General features: G+C 64.8%; 18 protein-coding genes, 1 tRNA gene and 1 pseudogene. 4 read left to right on the forward strand and 16 right to left on the reverse strand.

Annotated elements, in window-relative coordinates; translation table 11 throughout:
- Positions 1-310 precede the first annotated feature (310 nt).
- The 4 genes and pseudogenes from HHL08_RS09690 to HHL08_RS09705 all read right to left on the reverse strand — a co-directional run bounded on the left by HHL08_RS09690 (position 311) and on the right by HHL08_RS09705 (position 3,177).
- On the reverse strand, positions 311-556 hold the full coding sequence (locus HHL08_RS09690; protein WP_169572680.1) for a helix-turn-helix transcriptional regulator: 246 nt from the start codon (positions 554-556) through the stop codon (positions 311-313).
- Between the two features lie 194 nt (positions 557-750).
- A pseudogene (locus tag HHL08_RS09695) lies at positions 751-1,442 on the reverse strand (nucleotidyltransferase); the annotation flags it as partial.
- 352 nt (positions 1,443-1,794) lie between these two features.
- Positions 1,795-2,919 carry a tyrosine-type recombinase/integrase gene (locus HHL08_RS09700; protein WP_328804632.1) on the reverse strand — a complete coding sequence of 375 codons (1,125 nt, stop codon included), beginning with the start codon at positions 2,917-2,919 and terminating at the stop codon, positions 1,795-1,797.
- 166 nt (positions 2,920-3,085) lie between these two features.
- Positions 3,086-3,177, reverse strand: a tRNA-Ser gene (locus HHL08_RS09705).
- 222 nt (positions 3,178-3,399) lie between these two features.
- Between HHL08_RS09705 and HHL08_RS09710 the strand changes: the two genes are divergently transcribed.
- A complete protein-coding gene (locus HHL08_RS09710) occupies positions 3,400-4,194 on the forward strand; it encodes a DUF1134 domain-containing protein (protein ID WP_169572684.1) in 795 nt (264 codons plus the stop codon).
- 51 nt (positions 4,195-4,245) lie between these two features.
- Here the strand turns inward: HHL08_RS09710 and dinB are convergent, their stop codons facing one another.
- The 3 genes from dinB to HHL08_RS09725 are packed head-to-tail and all read right to left on the reverse strand — an operon-like array spanning position 4,246 to position 6,460.
- Positions 4,246-5,343: a DNA polymerase IV gene (gene dinB / locus HHL08_RS09715; protein WP_169572686.1), complete on the reverse strand. Its 1,098-nt coding sequence runs from the start codon at positions 5,341-5,343 to the stop codon at positions 4,246-4,248.
- A gap of 47 nt (positions 5,344-5,390) precedes the next feature.
- Positions 5,391-5,939 carry a DUF177 domain-containing protein gene (locus HHL08_RS09720; RefSeq protein WP_169572687.1) on the reverse strand — a complete coding sequence of 183 codons (549 nt, stop codon included), beginning with the start codon at positions 5,937-5,939 and terminating at the stop codon, positions 5,391-5,393.
- A complete protein-coding gene (locus tag HHL08_RS09725) occupies positions 5,936-6,460 on the reverse strand; it encodes a ubiquinol-cytochrome C chaperone family protein (protein WP_169572689.1) in 525 nt (174 codons plus the stop codon). Before HHL08_RS09725 ends, HHL08_RS09720 begins: the two co-directional genes overlap by 4 nt.
- A gap of 162 nt (positions 6,461-6,622) precedes the next feature.
- Here HHL08_RS09725 and HHL08_RS09730 point away from each other — a divergent pair, with 162 nt between their 5' ends.
- Entirely contained in the window at positions 6,623-7,141 is a 519-nt protein-coding gene (locus HHL08_RS09730; RefSeq protein WP_169572691.1) for an outer membrane protein assembly factor BamE, read from the forward strand.
- 279 nt (positions 7,142-7,420) lie between these two features.
- On the opposite strand, the gene HHL08_RS09735 is transcribed toward HHL08_RS09730, so the two are convergent.
- The 7 genes from HHL08_RS09735 to HHL08_RS09765 all read right to left on the reverse strand — a co-directional run bounded on the left by HHL08_RS09735 (position 7,421) and on the right by HHL08_RS09765 (position 15,915).
- Entirely contained in the window at positions 7,421-8,809 is a 1,389-nt protein-coding gene (locus HHL08_RS09735; RefSeq protein ID WP_169572693.1) for an efflux transporter outer membrane subunit, read from the reverse strand.
- 97 nt (positions 8,810-8,906) lie between these two features.
- Positions 8,907-9,815, reverse strand: coding sequence for an efflux RND transporter periplasmic adaptor subunit (locus HHL08_RS09740; RefSeq protein WP_169572695.1), 909 nt, complete (start codon positions 9,813-9,815; stop codon positions 8,907-8,909).
- Positions 9,812-10,027 (reverse strand): DUF1656 domain-containing protein, encoded by a 216-nt coding sequence (locus tag HHL08_RS09745; protein ID WP_066607122.1) that lies wholly within the window; start codon positions 10,025-10,027, stop codon positions 9,812-9,814. The genes HHL08_RS09740 and HHL08_RS09745 overlap by 4 nt, the downstream gene beginning before the upstream one ends.
- A complete protein-coding gene (locus HHL08_RS09750) occupies positions 10,024-12,090 on the reverse strand; it encodes an FUSC family protein (protein ID WP_169572697.1) in 2,067 nt (688 codons plus the stop codon). The genes HHL08_RS09745 and HHL08_RS09750 overlap by 4 nt, the downstream gene beginning before the upstream one ends.
- 10 nt (positions 12,091-12,100) lie before the next feature.
- Positions 12,101-12,550, reverse strand: a complete 450-nt coding sequence (locus HHL08_RS09755; RefSeq protein ID WP_169572699.1) for a MarR family winged helix-turn-helix transcriptional regulator — start codon at positions 12,548-12,550, stop codon at positions 12,101-12,103.
- A gap of 180 nt (positions 12,551-12,730) precedes the next feature.
- Entirely contained in the window at positions 12,731-13,033 is a 303-nt protein-coding gene (locus HHL08_RS09760) for a hypothetical protein (RefSeq protein ID WP_169572701.1), read from the reverse strand.
- A 23-nt stretch (positions 13,034-13,056) separates the two neighbouring features.
- Positions 13,057-15,915 (reverse strand): M16 family metallopeptidase, encoded by a 2,859-nt coding sequence (locus tag HHL08_RS09765; RefSeq protein WP_169572703.1) that lies wholly within the window; start codon positions 15,913-15,915, stop codon positions 13,057-13,059.
- A 180-nt stretch (positions 15,916-16,095) separates the two neighbouring features.
- On the opposite strand from HHL08_RS09765, the gene HHL08_RS09770 reads away from it, so the two are divergent.
- On the forward strand, positions 16,096-17,757 hold the full coding sequence (locus HHL08_RS09770) for a M28 family metallopeptidase (protein ID WP_169572705.1): 1,662 nt from the start codon (positions 16,096-16,098) through the stop codon (positions 17,755-17,757).
- 75 nt (positions 17,758-17,832) lie between these two features.
- Positions 17,833-20,412 carry an ATP-dependent chaperone ClpB gene (gene clpB, locus HHL08_RS09775; RefSeq protein WP_169572707.1) on the forward strand — a complete coding sequence of 860 codons (2,580 nt, stop codon included), beginning with the start codon at positions 17,833-17,835 and terminating at the stop codon, positions 20,410-20,412.
- 67 nt (positions 20,413-20,479) lie between these two features.
- Here clpB and HHL08_RS09780 read toward each other — a convergent pair whose 3' ends face one another.
- Both HHL08_RS09780 and HHL08_RS09785 read right to left on the reverse strand, forming a co-directional pair.
- Positions 20,480-20,731: a hypothetical protein gene (locus HHL08_RS09780; RefSeq protein WP_169573192.1), complete on the reverse strand. Its 252-nt coding sequence runs from the start codon at positions 20,729-20,731 to the stop codon at positions 20,480-20,482.
- A gap of 76 nt (positions 20,732-20,807) precedes the next feature.
- Positions 20,808-22,115, reverse strand: a complete 1,308-nt coding sequence (locus tag HHL08_RS09785; RefSeq protein WP_206377810.1) for an aspartyl/asparaginyl beta-hydroxylase domain-containing protein — start codon at positions 22,113-22,115, stop codon at positions 20,808-20,810.
- Between the last annotated feature and the right edge of the window lies 1 nt (position 22,116).

The following is a 22,116-nucleotide window of genomic DNA, read 5'->3' on the forward strand; positions in this document are numbered from 1 at the left end:
CACGGCAAACATCCCCGGCCACCCCCCTTAAAAGGAGCAACCTATCCGATGGCTGGTTTTTAAACCGCCACGCTCAGCAAATCGCTGGCGTTCCATTGGCCTGGTTTGTCACCGCCCTCTACAGTTGATAGTGCGGCCCTGATCCGGGCTGCTACCGCATCTTCGGCTCTCTGTCGGAGACTGGCATCCGATGACGCCAGGTCCCGCCTTATCCACATGAGAATTCGAGCAACGGTCGAGGCGAGGAGCGTGCAAAGAATCTGGTCCGATTGCGCATGGCGCGCATCTTCGGAAGCACCGTTCGAACGGCTCAATTGATCGCCGCCGCCGACTGCGACCGGCGCGCTTCAATCAACCGGCGCAGGCTCTCGACCAGGACAAGCGTAGAGCTACCCAGCTTTACCACCTCAACCTCTCGATCTGCGATCAGCACATACAACGTGCTGCGACTGACGCCGATGAAACGGCAGGCGTCCGGCACACGTAGGCAGATCGGTTCAACCTTGCTGCCTGGATGCTCTACGTCCAAATTTTGGAAGGCTGTGCGCTGGGCCATGCGATGCTCCTTGGTGCTGGTGGTGACGAACCAGACCGCAGGGGAGAAACGGCCAGCCCGCCACCGTCGTCGATTATCGGTGACGCGAAAGGTGGGCGCTACATGACGTTTCTACGCCAGAGCCTGTCATTCTACGCTCATAGGCCAGCAGATTGGGTTCGCGTGGATTCCATCGGCTTTGCATGAGTGTTGCGCTGTTCCCTCAGGAAGCCGAGATTATGCACATGTGGCGTGTAGAATGTGCAGACCAGCAGCACGCAATGGTAGAGACTTTCGGCGGTTTGATGAAACTCGAAGGCCGCATGTTTGTAGAGGCCCTCTTGTACGGCGAACTTCGCCAACTTCTCCCGACCAACAGCGGCCTGCATCCACTCATCGAAATACTCCTGCGCTATCGCGAGCGCCTGGGCGGGCGTTTTGGGCTTGGGCTTGGGCTTGTGCAGTTCGTTGTCATCGCATTCGTAAAGCGCGATGCCGTCCTTGGCGACGTCCATGAAAAAGTACCGGCCATGGGCGAGGCCGTCATTCACCTCCTGAAGCGTGTGGACGATGAAATTGATCGGCGTCCGGATCGCCTTGGTGATCGTCTGTTCGGCATAGAGGCGTGCTTCCAGCTTCGCCCGATATGTCACCCGATCGGTAAGCCGCTTGTCGTTGACGATGATCAGGAGCTCTCCGACTGGTAGCCCTTTGCCGTATGCGGCTCATCCACCCAGCCACCGCGCGCTTAGGAGCCGTAGAGGATGACCTTCTGGATGCGGCCCTTCTTCTTCCACTCATGCCGTGCCAGCGACAGGCTGTCCTCGAATTCCTCAAAGATGATCTGCACCAGGCGCTCAAGCTCGCGCTGCTTGTTGGCTGGCAAATGATCGAGTTCGGTACGCATGGATAACCACCTAGCAAGTCGGATGCAGCCATGCACCCGCTTTAGAAAGGGCACCGGAATCGCGGGGGGGGGGGGGGCGCTGATCCAAAAAGCCGGATGCCGCCGCGATCCGGCCGCGCCGGTTAGCAAGAATCCGTAGGATTCTACTATTAGCATTGTTAAGGGCCGGATTCATGGTTCAATGTCATGATGTTAAGGCCATTTTCGGTTCCCGATAGGCCGAGTCCGCCCCCTGTCTGTTCTCCGTCTCTTACGGCATGAAAGGACATGAAAATGTGCCGATTGCGGGGCATAGGATTGGGCGGCGCAAATGCCTTCTACCTGCCTGATGGTGTCGCGCATCGCAGCGCCCTCACTTGATCGTGGAGCAGTAGATGGACCAATCGTCCATCCGCTTGCGGCGCTTCTCTAGCAGGCTGCCACGGCGATAGGCCGCTTCCGTCTTGTCCCTGACCATATGCGCCAGTGCCGCCTCGGCGACCTCGCCCTGTACGTCTGTTTCCTCGCTAGCCCAGTCGCGGAAGGCGGATCGGAATCCGTGGGCGGTGTAAGGCTGCTTCATTTCCCGCAGGAGCTTCGTCAGCGTCATGTCGGGCAGGGGTTTGTCCCCTTTCATGCCGGGAAAGATCAGGGGGCAATCGCGGGTCCGAAGTTCACGGCAACGCTCGATGATACGGATTGCCGGTTTCGACAGCGGGACGACATGCTCCCGCTGCGCCTTCATGCGCTCCTTGGGGATGGTCCACAGGGCGTTCTCGACGTCGATCTCGGTCCATGCCGCACCGCGCACCTCGCCGGAGCGTGCAGCGGTCAGGATGGCAAACTGCAAGGCAAGGCGACTGAACGACTCCCGTTCGCGCAGCCTGACCATGAAGCCTGCCACATCGGCATAGGGCATAGCCGCAAAATGCCCGTCCTTCTTGGGCTGGCGTGGAAGTCCCTTGGTGATGGATCGCATCGGTGCTTCGGTTTCACGGTAGCCCGACGCAAACGCCCAATCGAGGACCGCGCCGATGCGTTGGCGGACTCTGCGCGCCGTTTCCGGCTTGGTCAGCCAGATTTCGGCAAGCACGTTGCGGATCATCGGCCCGGTGATCTCGGACACCCGGATATCGCCAACGATAGGGAAGGCGAAGGCTTCCAGCGTTCGCAGCCATTGCCCCTCATGCTTTTCGTTGCGCCAGGTCTTGCGGTTGGCCGCATAGACCTTGGCCGTCGCTTCCCTGAATGTCGGTATTCCGCTGGCCTTGCGCTTCTCGAACACAGGGTCGAGGCCAAGCTCCATCCAGGTCCGCACCTCGCGTGCCCGATCGCGGGCGACAGCCAGCGTGACCTTCGACGCGCTGCGCAATCCGATGTCGCGCCTGCGCCCATGCTTCTGGACGCGGCGCACCCAGCTTTTGGAGCCGGTCGCGCCGACCACCAAAAACAGGCCATCACCGTCACCGAAACGGCCCGGTCGTTTTGCTGCCTTCACACCTGTTACGGAGGCTTTCCCATGCCGATATTCTCCCACGCTTTTTACCACACGCCAAATCGGTCACCGACAGATGCGAGGGGATGAGGTGGGACGCGAATCAACCCGAAAGGCCCAGAAACACTGGGCTTTTTCGGTTCGCTAGGAATGCAAGAAAACAAAGAATTGGCGGAGACGGAGGGATTCGAACCCTCGGTGGCCCCTTAAGGCCACGACGGTTTAGCAAACCGCTGGTTTCAGCCACTCACCCACGTCTCCGCACGAAATTTGCCCACCCAGACAGGAGAGCAATGGCTGGCAGGGGCTATAGCGAGGGCTTTGCAGCATGGCAACGGCCTGTTTGCGGAATTTTTCGCCGTCTCTCCTCTTTCGTTCCGGCGCGGAATCGACTCGGGTCGCCGTTCGTTCATTGTCGTTTCAGCTTGCTGGTCGCAATGCCATGATATGAGATTTAAGCGGGCTTTTCGGGGAGTATCGGGCATGATCGGCATCAATGGGCAGATAGGTGGCCGCATCGCGCGCGCCACGGCGCTGGTTGCGGCGCTCGCGGGCATGGCGCTGACGCCGCTCGCCGCCACAGCGCAGGTCAAGACGATCGATCCCAATACGGCGATCGATTCCGACCTCGCGCCGCCGCCGCCCGCCAACACGACCCCCACCGATCCCGGTGTCGACAGCAGCGTAAGACCCGGCGTCACCCCCTATGAAGCGCCAGCGGACAGCGCGACGGGCAACACCGCCACCGGCGCGCCGGTGACGACCAACTCGCCGCCCGCCGCCCTCCCGCCCGCCGAATCCTATCAGGAAGACGACCTGATCGGCGCGGCCGAAGGGGTGTTCGGCAAGGGCGCCGAAGGCCTCGCCGGTCTGATCGAAAAAGTGCTGAAGGATCAGGGCCGCCCCAACGCCTATATTTCCGGGCGCGAAGCGTCGGGTGCCTTCGTCGTGGGCCTGCGCTACGGGTCGGGCACGCTCAACCATAAGGTTGAGGGCAAGCGCGAAGTTTATTGGACCGGCCCGTCGATCGGCTTCGACGTCGGCGGCAATGCGGCCAACACCTTCGTCCTCGTCTATAATCTCTACGACAGCCAGGAACTCTACCACCGCTTCCCCGCGGCGGAGGGCACCGCCTATCTGGTCGGCGGCTTCACCGCCTCCTATCTGCGCTGGGGCAATGTCGTGCTGATCCCCATTCGCCTCGGCGTCGGTTACCGGCTGGGCATCAACGCGGGCTATATGAAGTTCAGCGAAAAGCGCACCTGGCTGCCTTTCTGATCCTCCCCGGAACGGGGAGGGCGGTGGAGGGGGTGCGCCACTGGCGCACCCCTACAACCCCAGCGCCAACTGCCCGCCCTGCGCCTCGCCGTCTTCCTCTTCCCCCTCCAGATTATGCACCCCCAGCCCCAGCAGCCGCGCGCCCATGCGCAGCGGCAGTTGCGCGACCAGCAATTCTCGCCCCGCCTGCGCCAGTAATTCGGGGGACCGAACCGGCGTCGAAAAACTGCGCGACCGGGTGATGATGCGGAAATCGGCAAATTTCACCTTCAACACCACGGTCCGGCCCCAGGCCTGCGCCTTCTCGATCCGGGTCCATAGCGACGCCGCGATCCGCTCGATCTCGGCCACCAACGCCGCCTCCTCGACCAGATCGTCGAAGAAGGTGTCCTCCACGCTCACCGACTTGCGCCCCTCGCGCTCGCGCACTGGCCGGTCATCCTGCCCCCGCGCCGCGCGATAATAATAGTCGGCGGAGCTTCCGAAATGCGTCTGGAGGAAGCGCATGTCCCGTTCCCGCAAATCCGCGCCTGTCTCGATCCCCAGCGCCTGCATCCGCCGCGCCGTCACCGGTCCCACGCCGTGGATGCGCCGCACCGGCATCGCCGCGATGAAGGCCGGCCCCTCGCTCGGCCGCACCACGCACACGCCGTCGGGCTTGTTCTGGTCCGACGCCAGCTTGGCGATCAGCTTGTTATAGGACACGCCGGCCGACGCGGTCAGGCCGGTTTCAGCCTGGATCATCCGCCTGATCTCTTCTGCGATCTGCGTCGCCGATGCGATCCCCGGCTTGTTCACCGTCACGTCCAGATAGGCTTCGTCGAGAGAGAGCGGCTGGATGATATCAGTGAAGCGGCCGAAAATCTCCCGCACCTGGCCCGACACCGCGCGATAGACGTCGAAACGGGGCGGCACGAAGATCAGGTCGGGGCAAAGCCGCCGCGCCCGCGCGCCCGGCATGGCGGACCGCACGCCGAATGTGCGCGCTTCATAACTGCATGTCGCCACCACGCCGCGCGGACCGGCCCCGCCCACCGCGATCGGCAATCCCCGCAGCGAAGGATCGTCGCGCTGCTCCACCGACGCATAAAAGGCGTCCATGTCGACATGGATGATCTTGCGTACCGCTGAATCCGTGGCCGAGTCCATGGTTCGCTCTATGCCACCGACAGGAACGAAAGAAAAACACCGGCCTCTTAATTCGCGTCCTTCTCCTTCAGGCCCAGCAACACGGCAAAGGGGCTGGCCTGCTCCTCGCTCAGGACGCCGGCCTCCTTCAGATAGGCTTCCGCGTCCGACGCGCGGGGAAAGGGGGTCATCGCCAGCGCCATCGTCTCGGCCACCGCTTCACCCATGTCGATGACATGGCCGTCATAGCCGATCGTGTCGCAATCTTCCGCGTCCAGCTCCAATTCGTCGGCCGCCTGCGCCTCCTCGCTCTCGACCACGAAGCGCAGCACGAAATCGCTGTCGATCATCTCTGGCACCGGCACCCCGGTCGCGACGCACGGTTGCGCCAGTTCCGCGCGCACCCGTCCGCGTGCGATGATTGCGCCATCCTCCATCGCCACGCCATAATCGGCCTCCAGCCGGTCGAGCGCCAGCAACCCGAATCGTAGCGCCAGCGCGTCGCGCTCCGGCTGCTTGGCTGCGATATGCAGCTTTCCCGCCAGCCGCGCGATCTGGTCGATTTTATGGGTGCGCGAAAATTCGGGTGCCAGATTGGGGGTGGGGTTGATGGTCATCCGATATCTCCCGTCAGCAGCGCGTCGCGCGATACGCAGCCCAGCCGTGTCCATCGCGCCCGCAACGCACCCTCGACATGGTTGACCGCGCCGTCGTCCACCGCCGCGCCGCGATACAGGTTGCGCCGCAGCGCGTCTGCCAGATCGGCCCCCCCGGTCAGCGCCGCGCGATAGGCGGTGATCCGCCCGCCCAGCGCGCTCATCATCCGCCCGACATGCTTGCCGACCACCACGTCGCCAATGCCCTCCTGCCGCAATTGCCCGTCCATATCATCGACGAACAATTCGGTCAGCCACACGCTGTCCTGCGCCCCATCCTGCTGCTCCAGCCGGATCAGCACCTGCGCCAGGATCGCGACGATCATGTCGAATCGCCCGTCCATCGTATCGGGCACCGCGCCCTCGACATACCAATGCGGCTGCCGCCCCTCGTGGATCACGGCGTTATAGAGCGGCCGCAGCCCTTCTTTGGGATCGGTTCGCCCAAACAGGCGCTGGAGGAAGGAGGGGGAAGCGGACATCGGACAACAGCTTTTCGTGACGGATCGGATGGCGACGCGCCGTCCGATGTTTTGCGCCCCTTGCCGGGGCTTGCGCATTTCCATATTGATCGCTGCGTCGCCCAATGCAATGGCGACATTGGTTTCTTGGGTTCGCGGGTCGGCCCCCCGCAGGAGAATTTCATGCGTCAGTTCAGCCGTCATTCGTCAAGCGGGCGCATCCTGCTCGCGATCGGCCTCAGCGCGCTGGTGCTGGGCGCGTCTGGCTGCACGCGAATCCGCACGCATCAGGGCTATTCGATCGACAAGCTGCTGGTCGATTCGGTTCAGCCCGGCATCGACAATCGCGCCTCGGTGGAAGGGACGCTGGGCCGCCCCAGCTTCATTTCGCAATTTGGCGAGCAGGACTGGTATTATGTCTCGCGTGAAATGCGCGCGCTGGCCTTCTCCAATCCCAAGCCGGTGGAACAGACGGTGCTGCGCGTCCGCTTCGATCCGGCGGGCAATGTCACGACGGTCGATCGCATGGGGCTGGACCAGGTCGCCCATATCTCGCCCATGGGGGACAAGACCCCGACGCTGGGCCGCAACCGCAGCCTGTTCAACGAGATTTTCGGCAATATCGGCGCGGTCGGTGCCGGCGGTATGGGCGGCGGTGGCGGCGGCAGCAACACCGGCGGCGGCGGCCCGAACGGCAGCTAATTCAACTGGATCCTAATATTTCCGTTCGTCCTGAGTAGCCCCTTCGACTGCCTGCCAAGGCAGGCGCTCAGGACAGGCATTGAGCGAAGTCGGAGTCGAAGACGACCGAAGGGCAAATGGCGTATCGAAGGATCATGCAAAGCGTATGATGCTTCGATACGGGTCTTCGACTTCACCTTTGGTGAAGTTTATCCTGAGCGCCTGCTGCAAGCAGGCAGTCGAAGGGCTCAGCCCCTACTCAGCACGAACGGAGTTGGTAGCGGTGTGGCCGTCCAACACTCACTCCCATCCGCCCCCCAGCGCCAGGAATATCGCAATCTGGTCCTGCACCATTTGCGCCCGCGCCGCAGCCGCTGTGACCTCTGCACTGGCCAGGCTGCGCTGCGCATCCAGCAACGACAGGAAATCGCCCCGGCCAAAGCGGAACAGCTTGGCCGCTTGATTGGCAGACAGCGCCGCGCTGTCCCGCGCCCGGTCCAGCGCCGCCGCCCGCTCGGCATCGCGGCGATAGCTTTCCAGCGCCGTCTCGGTCTGGCGCAAAGCCTCCAGCACGGTCCCGTCGAACCCGGCCAGGTCGCCCTGCACCGCCGCATCGGCTTGGGCGATCCGCGCCCGCACCACTGGCCGGTTGGGGAAGCTCCAACTGATCAGCGGCCCCAGGCTGAAGCCAAAGGCCGTTCCCGAACCCAGATCCTTGAGCGGCCCCGACAGGCCGACCGACCCGCCGATGCTGACCTGCGGATAGAGGTCGGCGGTCGCCACCCCCAGCCGCGCGGTATCCGCTGCGATCGCGCGTTCGGCCTGCCGGATGTCGGGCCGCCGTCGGATCAGCGCCGCGCCGTCGCCCACAGGCAGGGGCGCCCGCAACGCCGGTAGCGCCGCGCAACTCTCGACGTCGCGCGGATAATCGGCCGGCGACCGCCCCAGCAGTGTCGCCAGCAGATACAGCCCATTCTGCCGCTGCGCCTCGAACGCGGGCAGCGCCGCCGCGCTGCTGTCCACCGCCGCCTGCGCCCGGCTGACGTCGAACGCGGTGCCGCGCCCGCCTCTAGCCAGCCGCTGGGTCGCGTTCAGCGTATCGCGCTGCAACGCCACCACCTGCCGGTTTACGCCCAGGCTGTAATTGGCCGCGCACACCTGCGCATAGGCGCGCGCCGTCGCCGCCGCGACGCTGACCCGCACATAGTCGCGCGCCGCTGCGCTTGCCTCTACGTCCGCGCCGCTCGCCTCGATCGCGCGTTTGATCCGGCCATTAAGGTCCAGCGGATAGCTGGCGGACAGGCCCAGATCATAGCCGACCACGCCCGGCAGGCTGTATCCGGTGCTGGACGGGCGCGACAGCGTCGCCCCGCCGCTGATCCCGGTCGTGATCGCGCGCCCGGCCTCCGCTTCGCGCAGCACGGCCTGCACCTGGGCCAGATTGGCGTTAGCCTGGCGCAGGTCAGTATTGGCGGCCAGCGCCTGCTCGATCAGCGCGTCGAGCTGCGGATCGGCATAAAGCCGCCACCAATGGTCGGGCAGGTCGGCCTGGCTATAGGGTCCGCCCTGCGCGGAGTGAAACGCCCCGGTCGCGGCCGGCGCTGTGGCGGCGGACCGGGCGGGCGGGCGATAATCCGGCCCGGCGGTCGCACAGGCGGACAGCGCCAGCGCGAGGAGGGAAACGCCCATACCCTTTCGTGTTCCCGTAAAAACGGGAACCCAGTCCCACGCTTTGATCTGGGTTCCAGCCTGCGCGGGAACACGCTGCCGTTTGTTCCGGTAATCCTTACCCATGACGGCAAACCCCCGGCTTCCCCGCATCACCCTTCGCCGCTGGCTGCACCGTCACCGTCGCGGTCCGCCCCGAAATCAGCCGCAATCCCTCTGGCACCTTGTCCAGCTTCACCCGCACCGGAATCCGCTGCGCCAGCCGCACCCAGCTGAAGGTCGGCTCCACCGCAGGCAGCAAATTACCCGAATTGGTCCGGCTGTCGTCATCGATGCCAAAGGCGATGCTCTCCACCCGGCCATGCAGATCCTGCGACTCGCCCATCAGCCGCACCGTCACGGGTGCGCCGACGCAGATCAGCCCCAGCTTGGTTTCCTCGAAATAGCCCTCGACCCGCATCGAATCGCTGTCGATCAGCGCCAGCGCCTGGCTGCCCGCGCCGACATAGTCGCCCGGATGCAGGTCCAGGTTGGTAACCACCCCATTGACCGACGCCAAGACCTTTGTCCGTTGTAGGTTCAACGCCGCGCCCTCGCGCGCGCTCATCGCCTCGGTCAGCGCGGCCTGCGCCGTCTCGACCCGCGCGACATTCTGCTCATGCGTCTCCGCCGCCACCAGGTCGCCCAGCGCCAGGTCGCGCCGCGCCTCCCGCCGCGCTTGCGCCAGCGTGGCCTGCGCGCTGGCGATCTGCGACCGGGCCTGGTCCAGCGCCAGCGCGTAGCGCGGCGTGTCGATCACGAACAGCAGGTCGCCCGCCTTCACCCGCTGATTGTCCCGCACCGCGACCGACGTCACTAGCCCGCTGATATCGGGCGTCACTCGCACCACATCGGCGCGCACCCGCCCGTCGCGCGTCCAGGGGCTGCGCTCATAATGATTCCACATCCATATCGCGACCAGCGCCGCGGCGATGACGAGTAATAGAGTGGCGGCGCTGCGGATCAGCGTGGACGAGAGGCGGTTCATAGACGGATTCCAAAGGTGGGAACGAGCAGGGCGAGGGCGCCGAGCAACAGGATGAAGAGGCTGAGGTCCACCGCGGCGCGATAGGCCAGGAAGCGATAGAGGCCGAAGGCACCGATCAGCCGGGTCAGCGCCCAGCTCAGCACCAGCGCGACCAGCGCCAGCAGCAACAGGGTGGGGATATAGATGCCCCCCAGGGCGATTTCGCCGGTCATGCGATGGCCCTCCGATAGGCATGGGCGTCGGGGAACAGGTTGCGGCGCAGGCTCACCAGCCCCAGCACGCCCTCCCGCCGCACCGGCAGGCGCGGATGGGCGCTGATATCGCAAATGGCGCTGTCGATATCGTGCAGCAGCGCGGGATCGGCTTGCGCCGGCCCGTCCGGGTCCAGCCCGCGATAATGGCGGCTGACCCCGCCCAGCACGGCGGTCAGCGGCGCGCCTTCCTGAATCGGCAGGTCCAGCCGCAACTGGCGTAGCTCGCCGATCGCGACCCCGGTGCGCAGGTCGCGCAGCGCATCGTAGAGCGGCTTGCCGCTATCGGCGCGGGTCGCCGCCAGCCGGGGGGCGAGCAGGGCGATCCGGTCGAGCATCCGGTTGATCCAGCCGCGCAGGTCGGGCGGGCGCATCAATGTCGCGCGATTGGCGATGTCGGTCCAGCCCGCGCGCAATGTGCGGCGGATCGCGCCTTCGACCCCGGCCGACTGCAACAGCCCGGCCATGATGATCGCGAACCAGATGCCCACGATCTGTGCCACCGCGCCGTTGATATAGCTGCCAAATTCGCTGACATAGCGGCTCGACAACAGCACCGGGCTACCCAGCCCCAACAGGGTGGGCAGGGCAATCCCCGCCCAGCGCGGCGACGCCATCATCGCGCCGAGCAACAGCAAGGCGGGCGCATAGGCCAGCGCCAGCATCGCAAAACCGTCCAGCCGGGGCATGATCGCATAGCCGTACAGCGCGCCCAGCGCCGACGCGGCGATCGTGCCGATCATGAAGCCCTTCAAGGGCGCGAGCGGATTATCGACCGCCGCGAACAAGGCCAGGAATACGCCTGCCAGCATCACCGCCGTCCCGCCATCCTTCCACCCGCTCAATATCCAGATCGCGCAGCCCAGCGTCACGGTGATGAACGCGCTGAACGCGCCGCGCGCCGCGCTGGCATAATCGCGGTGCAGCTCGCGATTGCGGCGACCCTCCAGCAGCTGCGCGACCCTTGGCGTCACGGCGGCGCGGCTGTGCGTCGCCATCTGGTCGTGCAGATCGCGGCAGTCGCGATGCACCGCGATCAACGTGGCCAGCCGGGCATAGAGGCTCAGCCGCATCATGTCGGCCCAGCCCATGTCGGGCGTCGCCGCCGGCTCCATGGCGGCGCAGCGGTCGATCAGCGCCTGGGCCAACTGCGCCCGGCTGTCATTGTCCACCACCGGCGAATCCAGCCAGGCGCGCACATCGGCGATCAGCGTCTCGACCTGCGCTGGCACGGTCCCGCCATTGGCGGCCTTCAACTGCGCCAGCCGGTCCTCCACCGCCGCGCCCAGCGGGAGCAGCATCGACAACTGGTCCTGCAACGCGCGCACGGTGCGGACCCGCGGCGCCAGGCGGCTGATGTCGAAGGGCAGGTGGACCGACATCTGATGCAATTCGGTGACGTCCTGCGCCAGCCGGCGGCGCTCTGCGTCCAGCCCCGCCACCGGTTCCGTCGCGATCGCATCGCGGCTCCAGCGCTCGGCATCGCGCAGCATCGCCGCCACCCGCGCCAGCAGCGTGTTGGTGACCGATCCGGGCAACACAACGCTATGGACCAGGCTGCCGCAGGCGATACCGATCAAAATCTCCTGCACGCGCAGCGACGCCACGGTGAAGATGGTCTGCGGCGTATCGACGTCGGGGAAGACGATCAGGCAGGCGGTATAGCCCGCCAGCACGAACATATAGGATCGCGGCGTGCGATCCATCAGCGACACGAACACGCACAGCGCCAGCCATGACGCCATGGCCAGCACCAGCAATTCGGGCGCATTGACCAGCGGCGGCACGATGGCGACCGCGAACATCGCGCCGACCAATGTGCCGACGGCGCGGAACACCGCCTTGGAAATCACCGCCCCGGCCATCGGCTGGGCGACGATATAGCTGGTCAGGAACGCCCAATAGGGCCGCTCCAGCCCGATGCTGAACGCGACATAAAGCGCCAATACGGCCGCTACGAGGCATTTCACCGAAAAGAGCGCGGCCGGCACGCCGAAGCGCTCGCCAATGATCGTGCCGCTCATGGCCGAATGCTCACGCCGGGCTCTTATGCTCGGCGATGCGCAGGCTCAGCAGGTCGAGCAACCACACGGTCACCTCGATCGCGCCGTCCGGCACGTCCTTCAGCAATTCGACCCGCAGGGCGTCGAGTTTCGCTTCGATCCGGCCTACCAGATCGCGCCCAATGTCGGTCAGGATGATGACGTTGGATCGTTTATCATCCGGGTGCTGCGCGCGCTGCACCAGCCCCGCCGCCTGCACCTGGTCCAATGTACGAACCAAAGAGGGTTGGCTGATGTCCAGCGACTCGGCCAGCGCGCTCTGGCCCACCTCACCGCCCAGCCGGTCGATATGGATCAGGCACCATGCCGCGCTGTTGGACACGCCGAATTCCGCCAATGCGGTGTCGGCCAACTGCCGCCAGGCGCGGGCGACCGGGGCCATTTTATGCGCCAGGGCGCGCTTGGGTTCTGACTGAGGCATTTCCATTAGATAGCTAACTAATGAAAAATGTCAACGGCTTACAACTGTCTCGCTCGCTGTCGCACAACGGACAGTCGCCGTGCGATCAACCGGCAATGCGCCATACTCCCGCGCAGGCGGGAGTCCAGTCCTGCGGTCTGAACTGTACTCCCGCCTGCGCGGGAGTACAGTCAAAGCATCTTATCCCCGGCGCGTCCCGTTAAAGGCCGACGCCCCGAACGCGCCCAGCTGCATCGTCCCGGTGATGGCGTCGCCCGCCACCTGCGCCTCGCATTCCAGCGTCATCGGCATCGGCATGGTCATTTCCATCTTCCAGGTCAGCGTGTCGCCATCGACCTTGCCATCGACCACGTCCAGCGACCCCATCATCCCGGCAAAGGTGCCGTTGAAACGGTCGCCGCTGCTGACGACGGTGAACACGCCCTTCTGGTCGCCCATCGGCGTCTTGGCCACGCAATCATAAGCGCCATCGACACTTGCCATATCCAATCTCCTTTACGTTGGCGTCAATCAGCCAATGTGCCCATTTCCACTGGCAAGCCCACCGCGTCAAGCTGCGGTCGCACCAGCTTGGCGTCGCCGACCACGACCCAGATCAGCCGGTCGGGGTTGATCGCCTCGCGCGCGGCCTTGTCGAAATCGGCGGCGGTCATGGCGCGATAGGTTTTGGGGAGCGTCTCATAATAATCGTCCGGCCGGCCGATCAGGCTGTTGCGCATCATCGCGCTCAGCAGGTCCGAAGAGGTTTCGAAACTACCGGGCAGCGACAGGATCTGGCTGTTGATCGTCTGGTTGCGCTCAGCCTCCGTCGTGCCCTTGGTCGTCAGAAACTCGGTCATATCCTTTCGGATCGCCTGGATCGATTCGCCGGTCTTGTCGGTCTGCACCGGGGCATAGACCAGCAGGGGGATGGTTTCCTTGACCCCGGACAGCGCCGTGCCCACGCCATAGGCCCAGCCTTTCGTTTCGCGCAGATCCATCCACAACCGCGAGGATGTCGCGCCGCCCAGCACTTCGTTGGCCGTCTGCAACGTCACCGGGTTGTCGGTCCCAGACTTGTTGGTCAACAGCCCCGCCAAGATCATCGACTGGGGGCTTTGCGGCTTGTCGATCAGCACGATCTTGGCCGGGCGCATCATCCGGTCCATGCGGAACGTCTTGACGCCCTTCGCCGTCCTGGGTGCCTTCCACTCGCCGAACCGCTTTTCCAGCAGCGGCATGAGTTCGGCCAGGGTCGTATCGCCCGCGACGAAGATCGTCGCATTGTCGGGCCGCAGCCAGGCATCGTGAAACGCCGTCAGGTCCGCCCGCGTCACCGCCTTGACGCCAGTCTCGGTGCCGGACCCGGTGAAGGGGATGCCATATGGGTGCGCCTGCCCGTACAGGAGCGGCGGCAGCATCCGTTGCGCAATCGACATCGGCGACGTCTTTTCCGCCTGGATGCCGGTCAGCACCTGTCCGCGCAGCCGCTCCACTTCGGCCGGCGCGAAGGCCGGGTTGCGGATCACATCGGCCAACAAGCCCAGCGAGGCGTCCAGATTGGGTTTCAGCGCGAACAGGCCGACATTGGTCCGATCCATGCTGTTACCCGCGCTGATCGACGCGCCCAGCCTTTCCTGCTCCTCGGCGATCTGCACCGACGACCGGGTCGTCGTGCCCTCGTCCAGCAGCGCAGCGGTCAGCCCCGCCGTGCCCAGCTTGGCGCGGTCGTCGGCGGCATTGCCCGCGTCGAAGGCGACCGACACCCGCACCGTCGGCACGGTCGCGCGATGCGCCAGGACCACCGGGATGCCGTTCTTCAGCGTCGCATGTTCGACATCGGGGAAGTCCAGATCCTTGACCGGCTCGATCGGCGGCTCAGCGATCTTGGTCGGGGGCGTGGCCGCGACGGGTGCGGCAGCATCGGGATTGCGGAAGAAGGCGGGCCTATGCGTCGCATTCCCCGCCAGCGCATTATCCGCGGCCGACCGCTCGCCCGGCGCGACGGTCAGGCGCAGCACCGGCCGCCCCAGCCATTTGCGCGCGGCGGCGCTTACCGTTGCCGGCGTCGCCCCGGCATAGACGGCCAGATCCTTCTTATATTTGGCCGGATCGTTGGAATAGACTGCGCCCTCGGCCAGCGTCACCGCCTTGCCGCTAAAGCCGCCAACCTTCTCCAGCCCGGAAATGGTCCCGGCCGCCTGGGTGGTTGCCGCGCGCAGCACCTCGTCGGCGCTCGGCCCCTTGGCCAGATAGTCGGCCAGCAACTGGTCCAGCCGCTTGCCCACAGCCACCGCGTCCGTGCCCGGCTTCACATCGACCGTGATCTCCGCGATGCTCAATTTCTCGAACGGCTGGATGCTGGCCTTCACGCTGACCGCGACCTTCTCGTCCCGCACCAGCGCATTGTCGAGCCGCGAGGAACCCAGCCCGCCGAATACCGTCATCGCCAGGTCCAGTTGCTGCAACTCGTCGGAATTGACCCCCGGCACGATCCAGTTGCGATAGAGCCGCGTCGCCGCGACATTGTCGTTCATTAGCTTCTCGACATCCTTGTCGAGCGTCGGCACGGCCGCGTCCACATCCTTGGGCACCGGGCCAGCGGCGATATTGCCGAACCATTTTTCGACCTTGGTCTTCGCGGTCGCTACGTCGATATCGCCCGCCAGCACCAGCACGGCGTTGTTCGGCCCATAATGGGTCTTGAACCAGCTCTGCACGTCGGCCATGCTGGCCGCATTCAGGTCCGCCATCGACCCGATGGTCGAGTGGCGATACGGGTGGCCGGCGGGCAGCATCGCATCAAGCTGCGCATATTCGACCAGGCCATAGGGCTCATTCTCCCCCATCCGCTTTTCATTCTGGACGACGCCGCGCTGCGTATCCAGCTTGGCCTGCGTCACTGCGCCCAGCAAATGGCCCATACGGTCGGATTCCAGGAACAACGCCCGGTCCAGCGCGCCGGTCGGCACCGTCTCGAAATAATTGGTGCGGTCGAACCAGGTCGTCCCGTTCCAATCGGTCGCCCCGATATCCTCCAGCCGCCCGAAGAAAGGCCCATCGGCATTTTCCGACCCATAGAACATCAGATGCTCGAACAGATGGGCGAAACCGGTCTTCCCTGCCGGTTCGTAGCGCGACCCGACATGATACCAGATCGACACCGCCACCACCGGCGCCTTGCGGTCGGTATGAACGATGACCCGCAGCCCGTTCTTCAGCGTAAATTCCTCATAGGGAATGTCGACCTGCGACACGAGGCTGGCGACCGGGGCAGGGGCCGCCGCCGCCACTACGGGCTTGGCGGCCTGCGCCATGGGCGAAAGCGCCAATACGGACAGGCCCATCATCAGGGACAGGCGGCGCGACATCGGGGAAAGGGCCATGAGAACCTCATGAAAAGGGGGACTTTGCAGCAGCGGAACTTGGGGCAGAACGCAGCCGCTGCACATATGGGCGCAGCATAGCGGGCCGTTTTAGACGCGCAATACGCTTATTGCTGGACAGGGTCGCAGCACGGCGGCAATCCTCGGCGCAACCCGCCACCCAGTGGAAAGCGCTCCGCCATGAAAACCGCCCTCGCCCTTGCTGCCATGACGGCGTTGTTGCTGCCAGCCGCTCTTCCGGCCCAGAACGCCGCCGAACCGGTCTTCACCCCCGCCGCCATGCGCGCCCATGTCGAATTTCTCGCCGACGATCTGTTGAAAGGCCGCGACACCGGCAGCGAAGGGCATGAGATCGCCGCCCGCTACGTCGCCAGCCAGTTTGATGGCCTCGGCCTGAAACCCGCCGGCGACAACAATGCAAATGGGGTCAGTTGGCTCCAGCGCATCACCTTCCAGAAAACCGAATTTGGCAAGACCCCCGCCACCCTGACCGTCACCAGCCCCGCCGGTGCAAAAAGCTTCACCCATGCCGGCGACGTGATCCTCGGCATCAACGCCGACCAACCACATCTTGACGTCACCGCGCCGCTGGTCTTCGTCGGCTATGGCCTTGAAAATGCGCGACTTGGCCTCAACGACTATGCCGGCCTCGACGTGAAGGGGAAAATTGTCGTCACCCTGCGCGGCTATCCCAAAGGGCTGCCGAGCGAGGAGGGCGCACACCTCTCCGCCACCAAGGGGAAGATCGCCGAATCCCATGGCGCGATCGGCATGATCGCGCTGAACACGCTCCAGTCGGCCAAGGCGCGTCCCTGGGCGCGAATGGTGCAATTCGCCGACGAACCCGACTTCACCTGGGTTTCGCCCGATGGCGTGCCCTTCAACGCCGCGCCGGGCCTGCGCGCCTCCGCCATGCTCAATGATCCGGCGGCGCAGGCCGTGTTCGCCGGTGCGCCCGCGACCATCGCCGCGATCCGCAAGACCGCCGACAAGGCGGGCGGCAAGCCGAAGGGTTTTGCGCTCAAGACCAGCGTGACGATCAAGGCCGACACGGTCAGCGAGCGTGTCACCAGCCCCAATGTCGTTGCAATCCTACCCGGTAGCGACCCCAAGCTTAAAGACGAATATGTCGTCCTGTCCGCCCATCTCGACCATATCGGTGTCAGTGCCGCCAAGCCCGGCGACGCAGCCGATAAGGATCGGATCAACAATGGCGCGCTGGACAATGGCGCTGGCATCGCGACCATGTTGGAGGTCGCGCGCGCCATGGCGCAGGCACCGGACAAACCGCGCCGCTCAATCATCTTCCTCGCCTCCACGGCGGAAGAAAAGGGGCTGCTCGGTGCCGACTATTATGCCCGCCATCCCAGCGTCCCGGTCAAACAGATCGTCGGCAATGTCGATCTCGACATGCCCTTGCTGCTCTATCCCTTCACCGACCTCATCGCCTTCGGCGCGGATCATTCCACCCTGGGGCCGATCGTGGCCAAGGCGGTCGCGCCCATGGGTGTGAAGCTCTCCCCCGATCCGATGCCGCAAGAAACGATCTTCGTGCGCTCGGACCATTATATGTTCGTGAAACAAGGCGTGCCCGCCGTCTTCCTCGCGACCGGCTATGCCAATGGCGGCGAAAAGGCGTGGGGCGACTTTCTGGGCGGTGCCTATCACCATCCTGGCGACGACATGCGCCAAAAGATCGACTGGACCGCCGGCGCGCGCTTTGCGGAGGCCAATTACCGCATCACCCGCGCCATGGCGGACGGCGACGCGCCGCCGCGCTGGTTCGCCAAGGATTTCTTCGGTGACCTGTTCGCCCCACAGGCGGAGAAGGCCCCCCACTAAGGAGAATCACGCATCGCCCCTTGTGTGCTTTTTGAGCAACACTACATCAGCAGCATCTGATGTGAGTGGGATAACATGAACCTCGAAAAATTCACCGACCGCGCCAAGGGCTTCCTGCAATCGGCGCAGACCGTGGCGATCCGCATGAGCCATCAGCGCATCGGCGCGGAACATCTGTTGAAAGCCCTGCTGGAAGACAGCGAAGGCATGGCGTCCGGCCTCATCAAGGCGGCGGGCGGCACAGCGCAAGTCGCGCTGCGCGACATCGACGCAGCGTTGGCCAAGGTGCCATCCGTGTCCGGTTCCGGCGCGCAGCAGACGCCTGGCCTCGACAATGACGCCGTGCGCGTCCTCGACAGCGCAGAGCAGGTCGCAGCGAAAGCGGGCGACAGCTTCGTCACCGTCGAACGCCTGCTGCTCGCGCTTACTCTCGCCACCACCACGACGGCGGGCAAGGCGCTCGCCGCTGCCGGGGTGAAGGCCGAAGCGCTCAACGCCGCGATCAACAGCCTGCGCCAGGGCCGCAGCGCCGACACGGCGGGCGCGGAAGATCGCTATGACGCGCTCAAGAAGTTCGCCCGCGACCTGACCGAAGCGGCGCGCGCGGGCAAGCTCGACCCGGTCATCGGCCGGGACGAGGAAATCCGCCGCACCATCCAGATCCTCGCGCGGCGGACCAAGAACAACCCGGTCCTGATCGGCGACCCCGGCGTCGGCAAGACTGCGATCGCCGAGGGCCTTGCGCTGCGCATCGCCAATGGCGACGTGCCCGATACGCTGAAAGATCGCACCCTGATGGCGCTCGACATGGGGTCGCTGATCGCGGGTGCCAAATATCGCGGCGAGTTTGAGGAGCGTCTGAAAGGCGTGCTGGACGAGGTGAAAGCCGCCGAAGGCCATGTCGTTCTGTTCATCGACGAAATGCACACACTAATCGGCGCGGGCAAGTCCGAAGGCGCGATGGATGCGGGTAATCTGCTCAAGCCTGCGCTCGCCCGCGGCGAATTGCATTGCATCGGCGCGACGACGCTCGACGAATATCGCAAATATGTCGAAAAAGACCCCGCGCTCCAGCGGCGCTTCCAGCCCGTGTTCGTTGGCGAACCCACGGTCGAGGACACGATCAGCATCCTGCGCGGGCTGAAAGAGAAATATGAGTTGCACCACGGCGTGCGCATCACCGACGGCGCGCTGGTCAGCGCGGCGACGCTCAGCAACCGCTATATCACTGACCGCTTCCTGCCCGACAAGGCGATCGACCTGATGGACGAGGCCGCATCGCGCCTGCGCATGGAGGTGGAATCCAAGCCCGAAGAGATCGAAAATCTCGACCGCCGCATCATCCAGCTCAAGATCGAGCGGGAGGCGCTGAAGAAGGAAACGGACAAGGCGTCGGCCGATCGTCTGACTACGCTGGAAGAAGATCTCGCCAATCTGGAGGAACAATCCGCTGCGCTGACCCAGCGCTGGCAGGCGGAAAAGGACAAGATCGCCGGCGAAGCCAAGATCAAGGAACAGCTCGACGCCGCGCGCCTGGAACTGGAGCAGGCCCAGCGCGCGGGCGATCTCGCGAAGATGAGCGAGCTATCCTACGGCACCATCCCCGCACTCGAAAAGCGTCTGGCCGAAGCGGAAACGGCGTCCGAAGGCGCAATGCTGCGCGAGGAAGTGACGGCGGAGGACATTGCGGGCGTCGTCGCCCGCTGGACCGGCATCCCGGTCGAACGGATGCTGACCGGCGAGCGCGAAAAGCTGCTGGCTATGGAAGACACCATCGGCAAGCGCGTTATCGGGCAAGCCGAAGCGGTGAAGGCCGTGGCGACCGCCGTGCGCCGGTCGCGCGCGGGTCTGCAAGATCCCAACCGCCCGCTCGGCTCCTTCCTGTTCCTCGGCCCCACCGGCGTCGGCAAGACCGAACTGACCAAGGCGCTCGCCGGCTTCCTGTTCGATGATGACAGCGCGATGGTGCGCATCGACATGAGCGAATTCATGGAGAAGCACAGCGTCGCCCGGCTGATCGGCGCACCTCCGGGCTACGTCGGCTATGAGGAGGGCGGCGTCCTGACCGAAGCCGTCCGCCGTCGTCCCTATCAGGTCGTCCTGTTCGACGAGGTGGAGAAAGCGCATGGCGACGTGTTCAACATCCTGCTCCAGGTGCTGGACGACGGCCGCCTGACTGACGGGCAGGGGCGCACGGTCGATTTCACCAACACGATCATCGTCCTGACGTCGAACCTGGGCAGCCAGTATCTCACGGGCCTCGCCGATGACGAGCCGGTGGAGAAGGTTGAGCCGCAGGTGATGGAGATCGTGCGCGGTCACTTCCGTCCGGAATTTCTCAACCGGCTGGACGAGGTGATCCTGTTCCACCGTCTGGGCGCTGCCCATATGGCACCGATCGTGGACATCCAGGTCGCGCGCATCGGCAAGCTGCTCAAGGATCGCAAGATCGTGCTCGACTTGACCGGGGAGGCGCGGGCCTGGCTCGGCCGGGTCGGCTATGACCCGGTCTATGGCGCGCGGCCGCTCAAGCGCGCGGTGCAGCGTTACCTGCAAGACCCGCTGGCCGATCTCATCCTGCGCGGCGAAGTGCCTGACGGATCGACGGTGCGGGTGGAGGATGGCGACGGCGCGCTCAAGCTGACGGTCGCATAAGGAAGAAAGGCCCGCCGATCGATTCGGCGGGCCTTTTCCCGAATGGCGTATCGAAAAGCGAAAGCAATCAGCCGCTGGGGTTCATGCCCGCGCGGCTGCGGGTAATCAAATCGTCGGCGTCACGATTCTGCTGCTCGCTCATCGCCCGCCATTCTGCATTGGTCTTGCAGATGCGCTCCTTGCGCACCAGCGATCCGGTGACGGCGATTCGCTTGCAACGGGTCGCGCTGGGATCGTTGCGATCCAGCGCTGGCTTGTCCTGCGCCAGGGCGGGCATCGCCATGGCGAACAGGCTGGCGGCAATCATGCTTTTCAAAATAGGCACCTATTATCTCCCAGGAAAGGCGGCCTGGCCGGTCCCGCCTCTCCGCATGAACCCCGCTGCCTGCCGTCGATCAGATGGTCGAGCGGACGTCGTTCGTCTTACTCGCATCGGCTGTGGCATAGAATTGCTTCAATAATTGCTGTTCTTCAAGCGACAAATGCGGGTTCCACACGTCGAATATCAACACAGCGCGCACATGTTCGCTCTCGTTCCACGCTTCATGCTCGATCGTGTCGTCGAAAGCGAAGGCGACGCCTTCTTCCCAGGCCCGCGTTTCGAAGCCGACCCGAAAGAAACAGCCCGGCGGCACGACCAGTGGCAGATGGACGATGGCGCGGCTGTTGGTGACGCCGGTATGGGCGGGAATCCGGCTTTTGGGCTTGAGCAGCGAAAAGAAGGCCGACGGCGCGCGCCCCGGAATGTCGGCGCGGGGCAATGCCTCCAGCGCCGCGACCGTTTGCGGACAGGCGGCGCAGACCGCTTCGTTGCGCACGCCATATTCCCACAGGAAGGACGCGCCCCAGTCGAGCGATCCGTCGAGCGCCGTCCACTTATTCTCCGGCGTCCCGGCCTCCTGCCGCACATAGGGTCGGACCGTGCCGCCATCTTTGGCGATCATCGCCAGAAACTCGGCGCGAATCGCATCGGTCTGCGCCTCCAGTTGCGCTATCCACGGGAAATGTCCGCGATCGAAAAATTCGTCGGCGGGCAGGAAGGGGTAATGCAGGCCGGAACACTGGTTCTGATAGAGGGTGCGGCGGCCGAACTCTCTGTCGAGGCAGGCCTGGAACCGGCGTTGCGTCACCGCGTCGGCTTGGCCCAACCGATCGCCCAGCCCGGCTTCGACGAAGGCGGCGAAGCGGGCATGATGGTCGCTGACGAAATGGCGCGCCTGCGCCAATGTCTCGCCCAACTGGGGCGGAATGTCGGTCATGCCGCTCGTCAGCGCCAGCACCTTGTTCCAACTGTCGGCCGCGCCCTGCGCCTCGTCCAGCCGTTGCTGCAATTGCGCCATGCGGATCTGCGCCATCAGGTTGCGCTGGTCGATGGTGATCGCCCGGTTCAGCGCCGCCCGTTCAGCCTCCACCGCGCCCAGGCCCCGTTCGGCCGACGCCACGTTCATCCAGAGCGCCGCTTCGCCCGGATCGGCCTGCGCCGCGGCCTGGAACTGGGTGCGTGCGCCAGCAAAATCGCCGCGATCCAGCGCGATCAGTCCCAGCAGGTTCAGCAACTGTGGCTCACCCGGCTGGCGCGCCAGTGCCTCCCCCAATATACGCTCCGCCTCCGCCGCCCGGCCCTGCCGCCGCGCTTCGATGGCTTGTTGCAACAAGCGTCCGATCGTCACATCCATAAAGCCCCCCAGCTTCTTGCCCATCATC

The organism is Sphingobium psychrophilum (assembly GCF_012927105.1).
GTDB lineage: Bacteria > Pseudomonadota > Alphaproteobacteria > Sphingomonadales > Sphingomonadaceae > Sphingobium > Sphingobium psychrophilum.

What these genes read in the sequence shown, in the direction of transcription:
- HHL08_RS09690 (WP_169572680.1), bottom strand. Translation starts at nt 556, where the DNA reads ATGGCCCAGCGCACAGCCTTCCAAAATTTGGACGTAGAGCATCCAGGC.
- HHL08_RS09710 (WP_169572684.1), top strand. Translation starts at nt 3,400, where the DNA reads ATGATCGGCATCAATGGGCAGATAGGTGGCCGCATCGCGCGCGCCACG.
- dinB (WP_169572686.1), bottom strand. Translation starts at nt 5,343, where the DNA reads ATGGACTCGGCCACGGATTCAGCGGTACGCAAGATCATCCATGTCGAC.
- HHL08_RS09720 (WP_169572687.1), bottom strand. Translation starts at nt 5,939, where the DNA reads ATGACCATCAACCCCACCCCCAATCTGGCACCCGAATTTTCGCGCACC.
- HHL08_RS09725 (WP_169572689.1), bottom strand. Translation starts at nt 6,460, where the DNA reads ATGTCCGCTTCCCCCTCCTTCCTCCAGCGCCTGTTTGGGCGAACCGAT.
- HHL08_RS09730 (WP_169572691.1), top strand. Translation starts at nt 6,623, where the DNA reads ATGCGTCAGTTCAGCCGTCATTCGTCAAGCGGGCGCATCCTGCTCGCG.
- HHL08_RS09735 (WP_169572693.1), bottom strand. Translation starts at nt 8,809, where the DNA reads ATGGGCGTTTCCCTCCTCGCGCTGGCGCTGTCCGCCTGTGCGACCGCC.
- HHL08_RS09740 (WP_169572695.1), bottom strand. Translation starts at nt 9,815, where the DNA reads ATGAACCGCCTCTCGTCCACGCTGATCCGCAGCGCCGCCACTCTATTA.
- HHL08_RS09745 (WP_066607122.1), bottom strand. Translation starts at nt 10,027, where the DNA reads ATGACCGGCGAAATCGCCCTGGGGGGCATCTATATCCCCACCCTGTTG.
- HHL08_RS09750 (WP_169572697.1), bottom strand. Translation starts at nt 12,090, where the DNA reads ATGAGCGGCACGATCATTGGCGAGCGCTTCGGCGTGCCGGCCGCGCTC.
- HHL08_RS09755 (WP_169572699.1), bottom strand. Translation starts at nt 12,550, where the DNA reads ATGCCTCAGTCAGAACCCAAGCGCGCCCTGGCGCATAAAATGGCCCCG.
- HHL08_RS09760 (WP_169572701.1), bottom strand. Translation starts at nt 13,033, where the DNA reads ATGGCAAGTGTCGATGGCGCTTATGATTGCGTGGCCAAGACGCCGATG.
- HHL08_RS09765 (WP_169572703.1), bottom strand. Translation starts at nt 15,915, where the DNA reads ATGGCCCTTTCCCCGATGTCGCGCCGCCTGTCCCTGATGATGGGCCTG.
- HHL08_RS09770 (WP_169572705.1), top strand. Translation starts at nt 16,096, where the DNA reads ATGAAAACCGCCCTCGCCCTTGCTGCCATGACGGCGTTGTTGCTGCCA.
- clpB (WP_169572707.1), top strand. Translation starts at nt 17,833, where the DNA reads ATGAACCTCGAAAAATTCACCGACCGCGCCAAGGGCTTCCTGCAATCG.
- HHL08_RS09785 (WP_206377810.1), bottom strand. Translation starts at nt 22,115, where the DNA reads ATGATGGGCAAGAAGCTGGGGGGCTTTATGGATGTGACGATCGGACGC.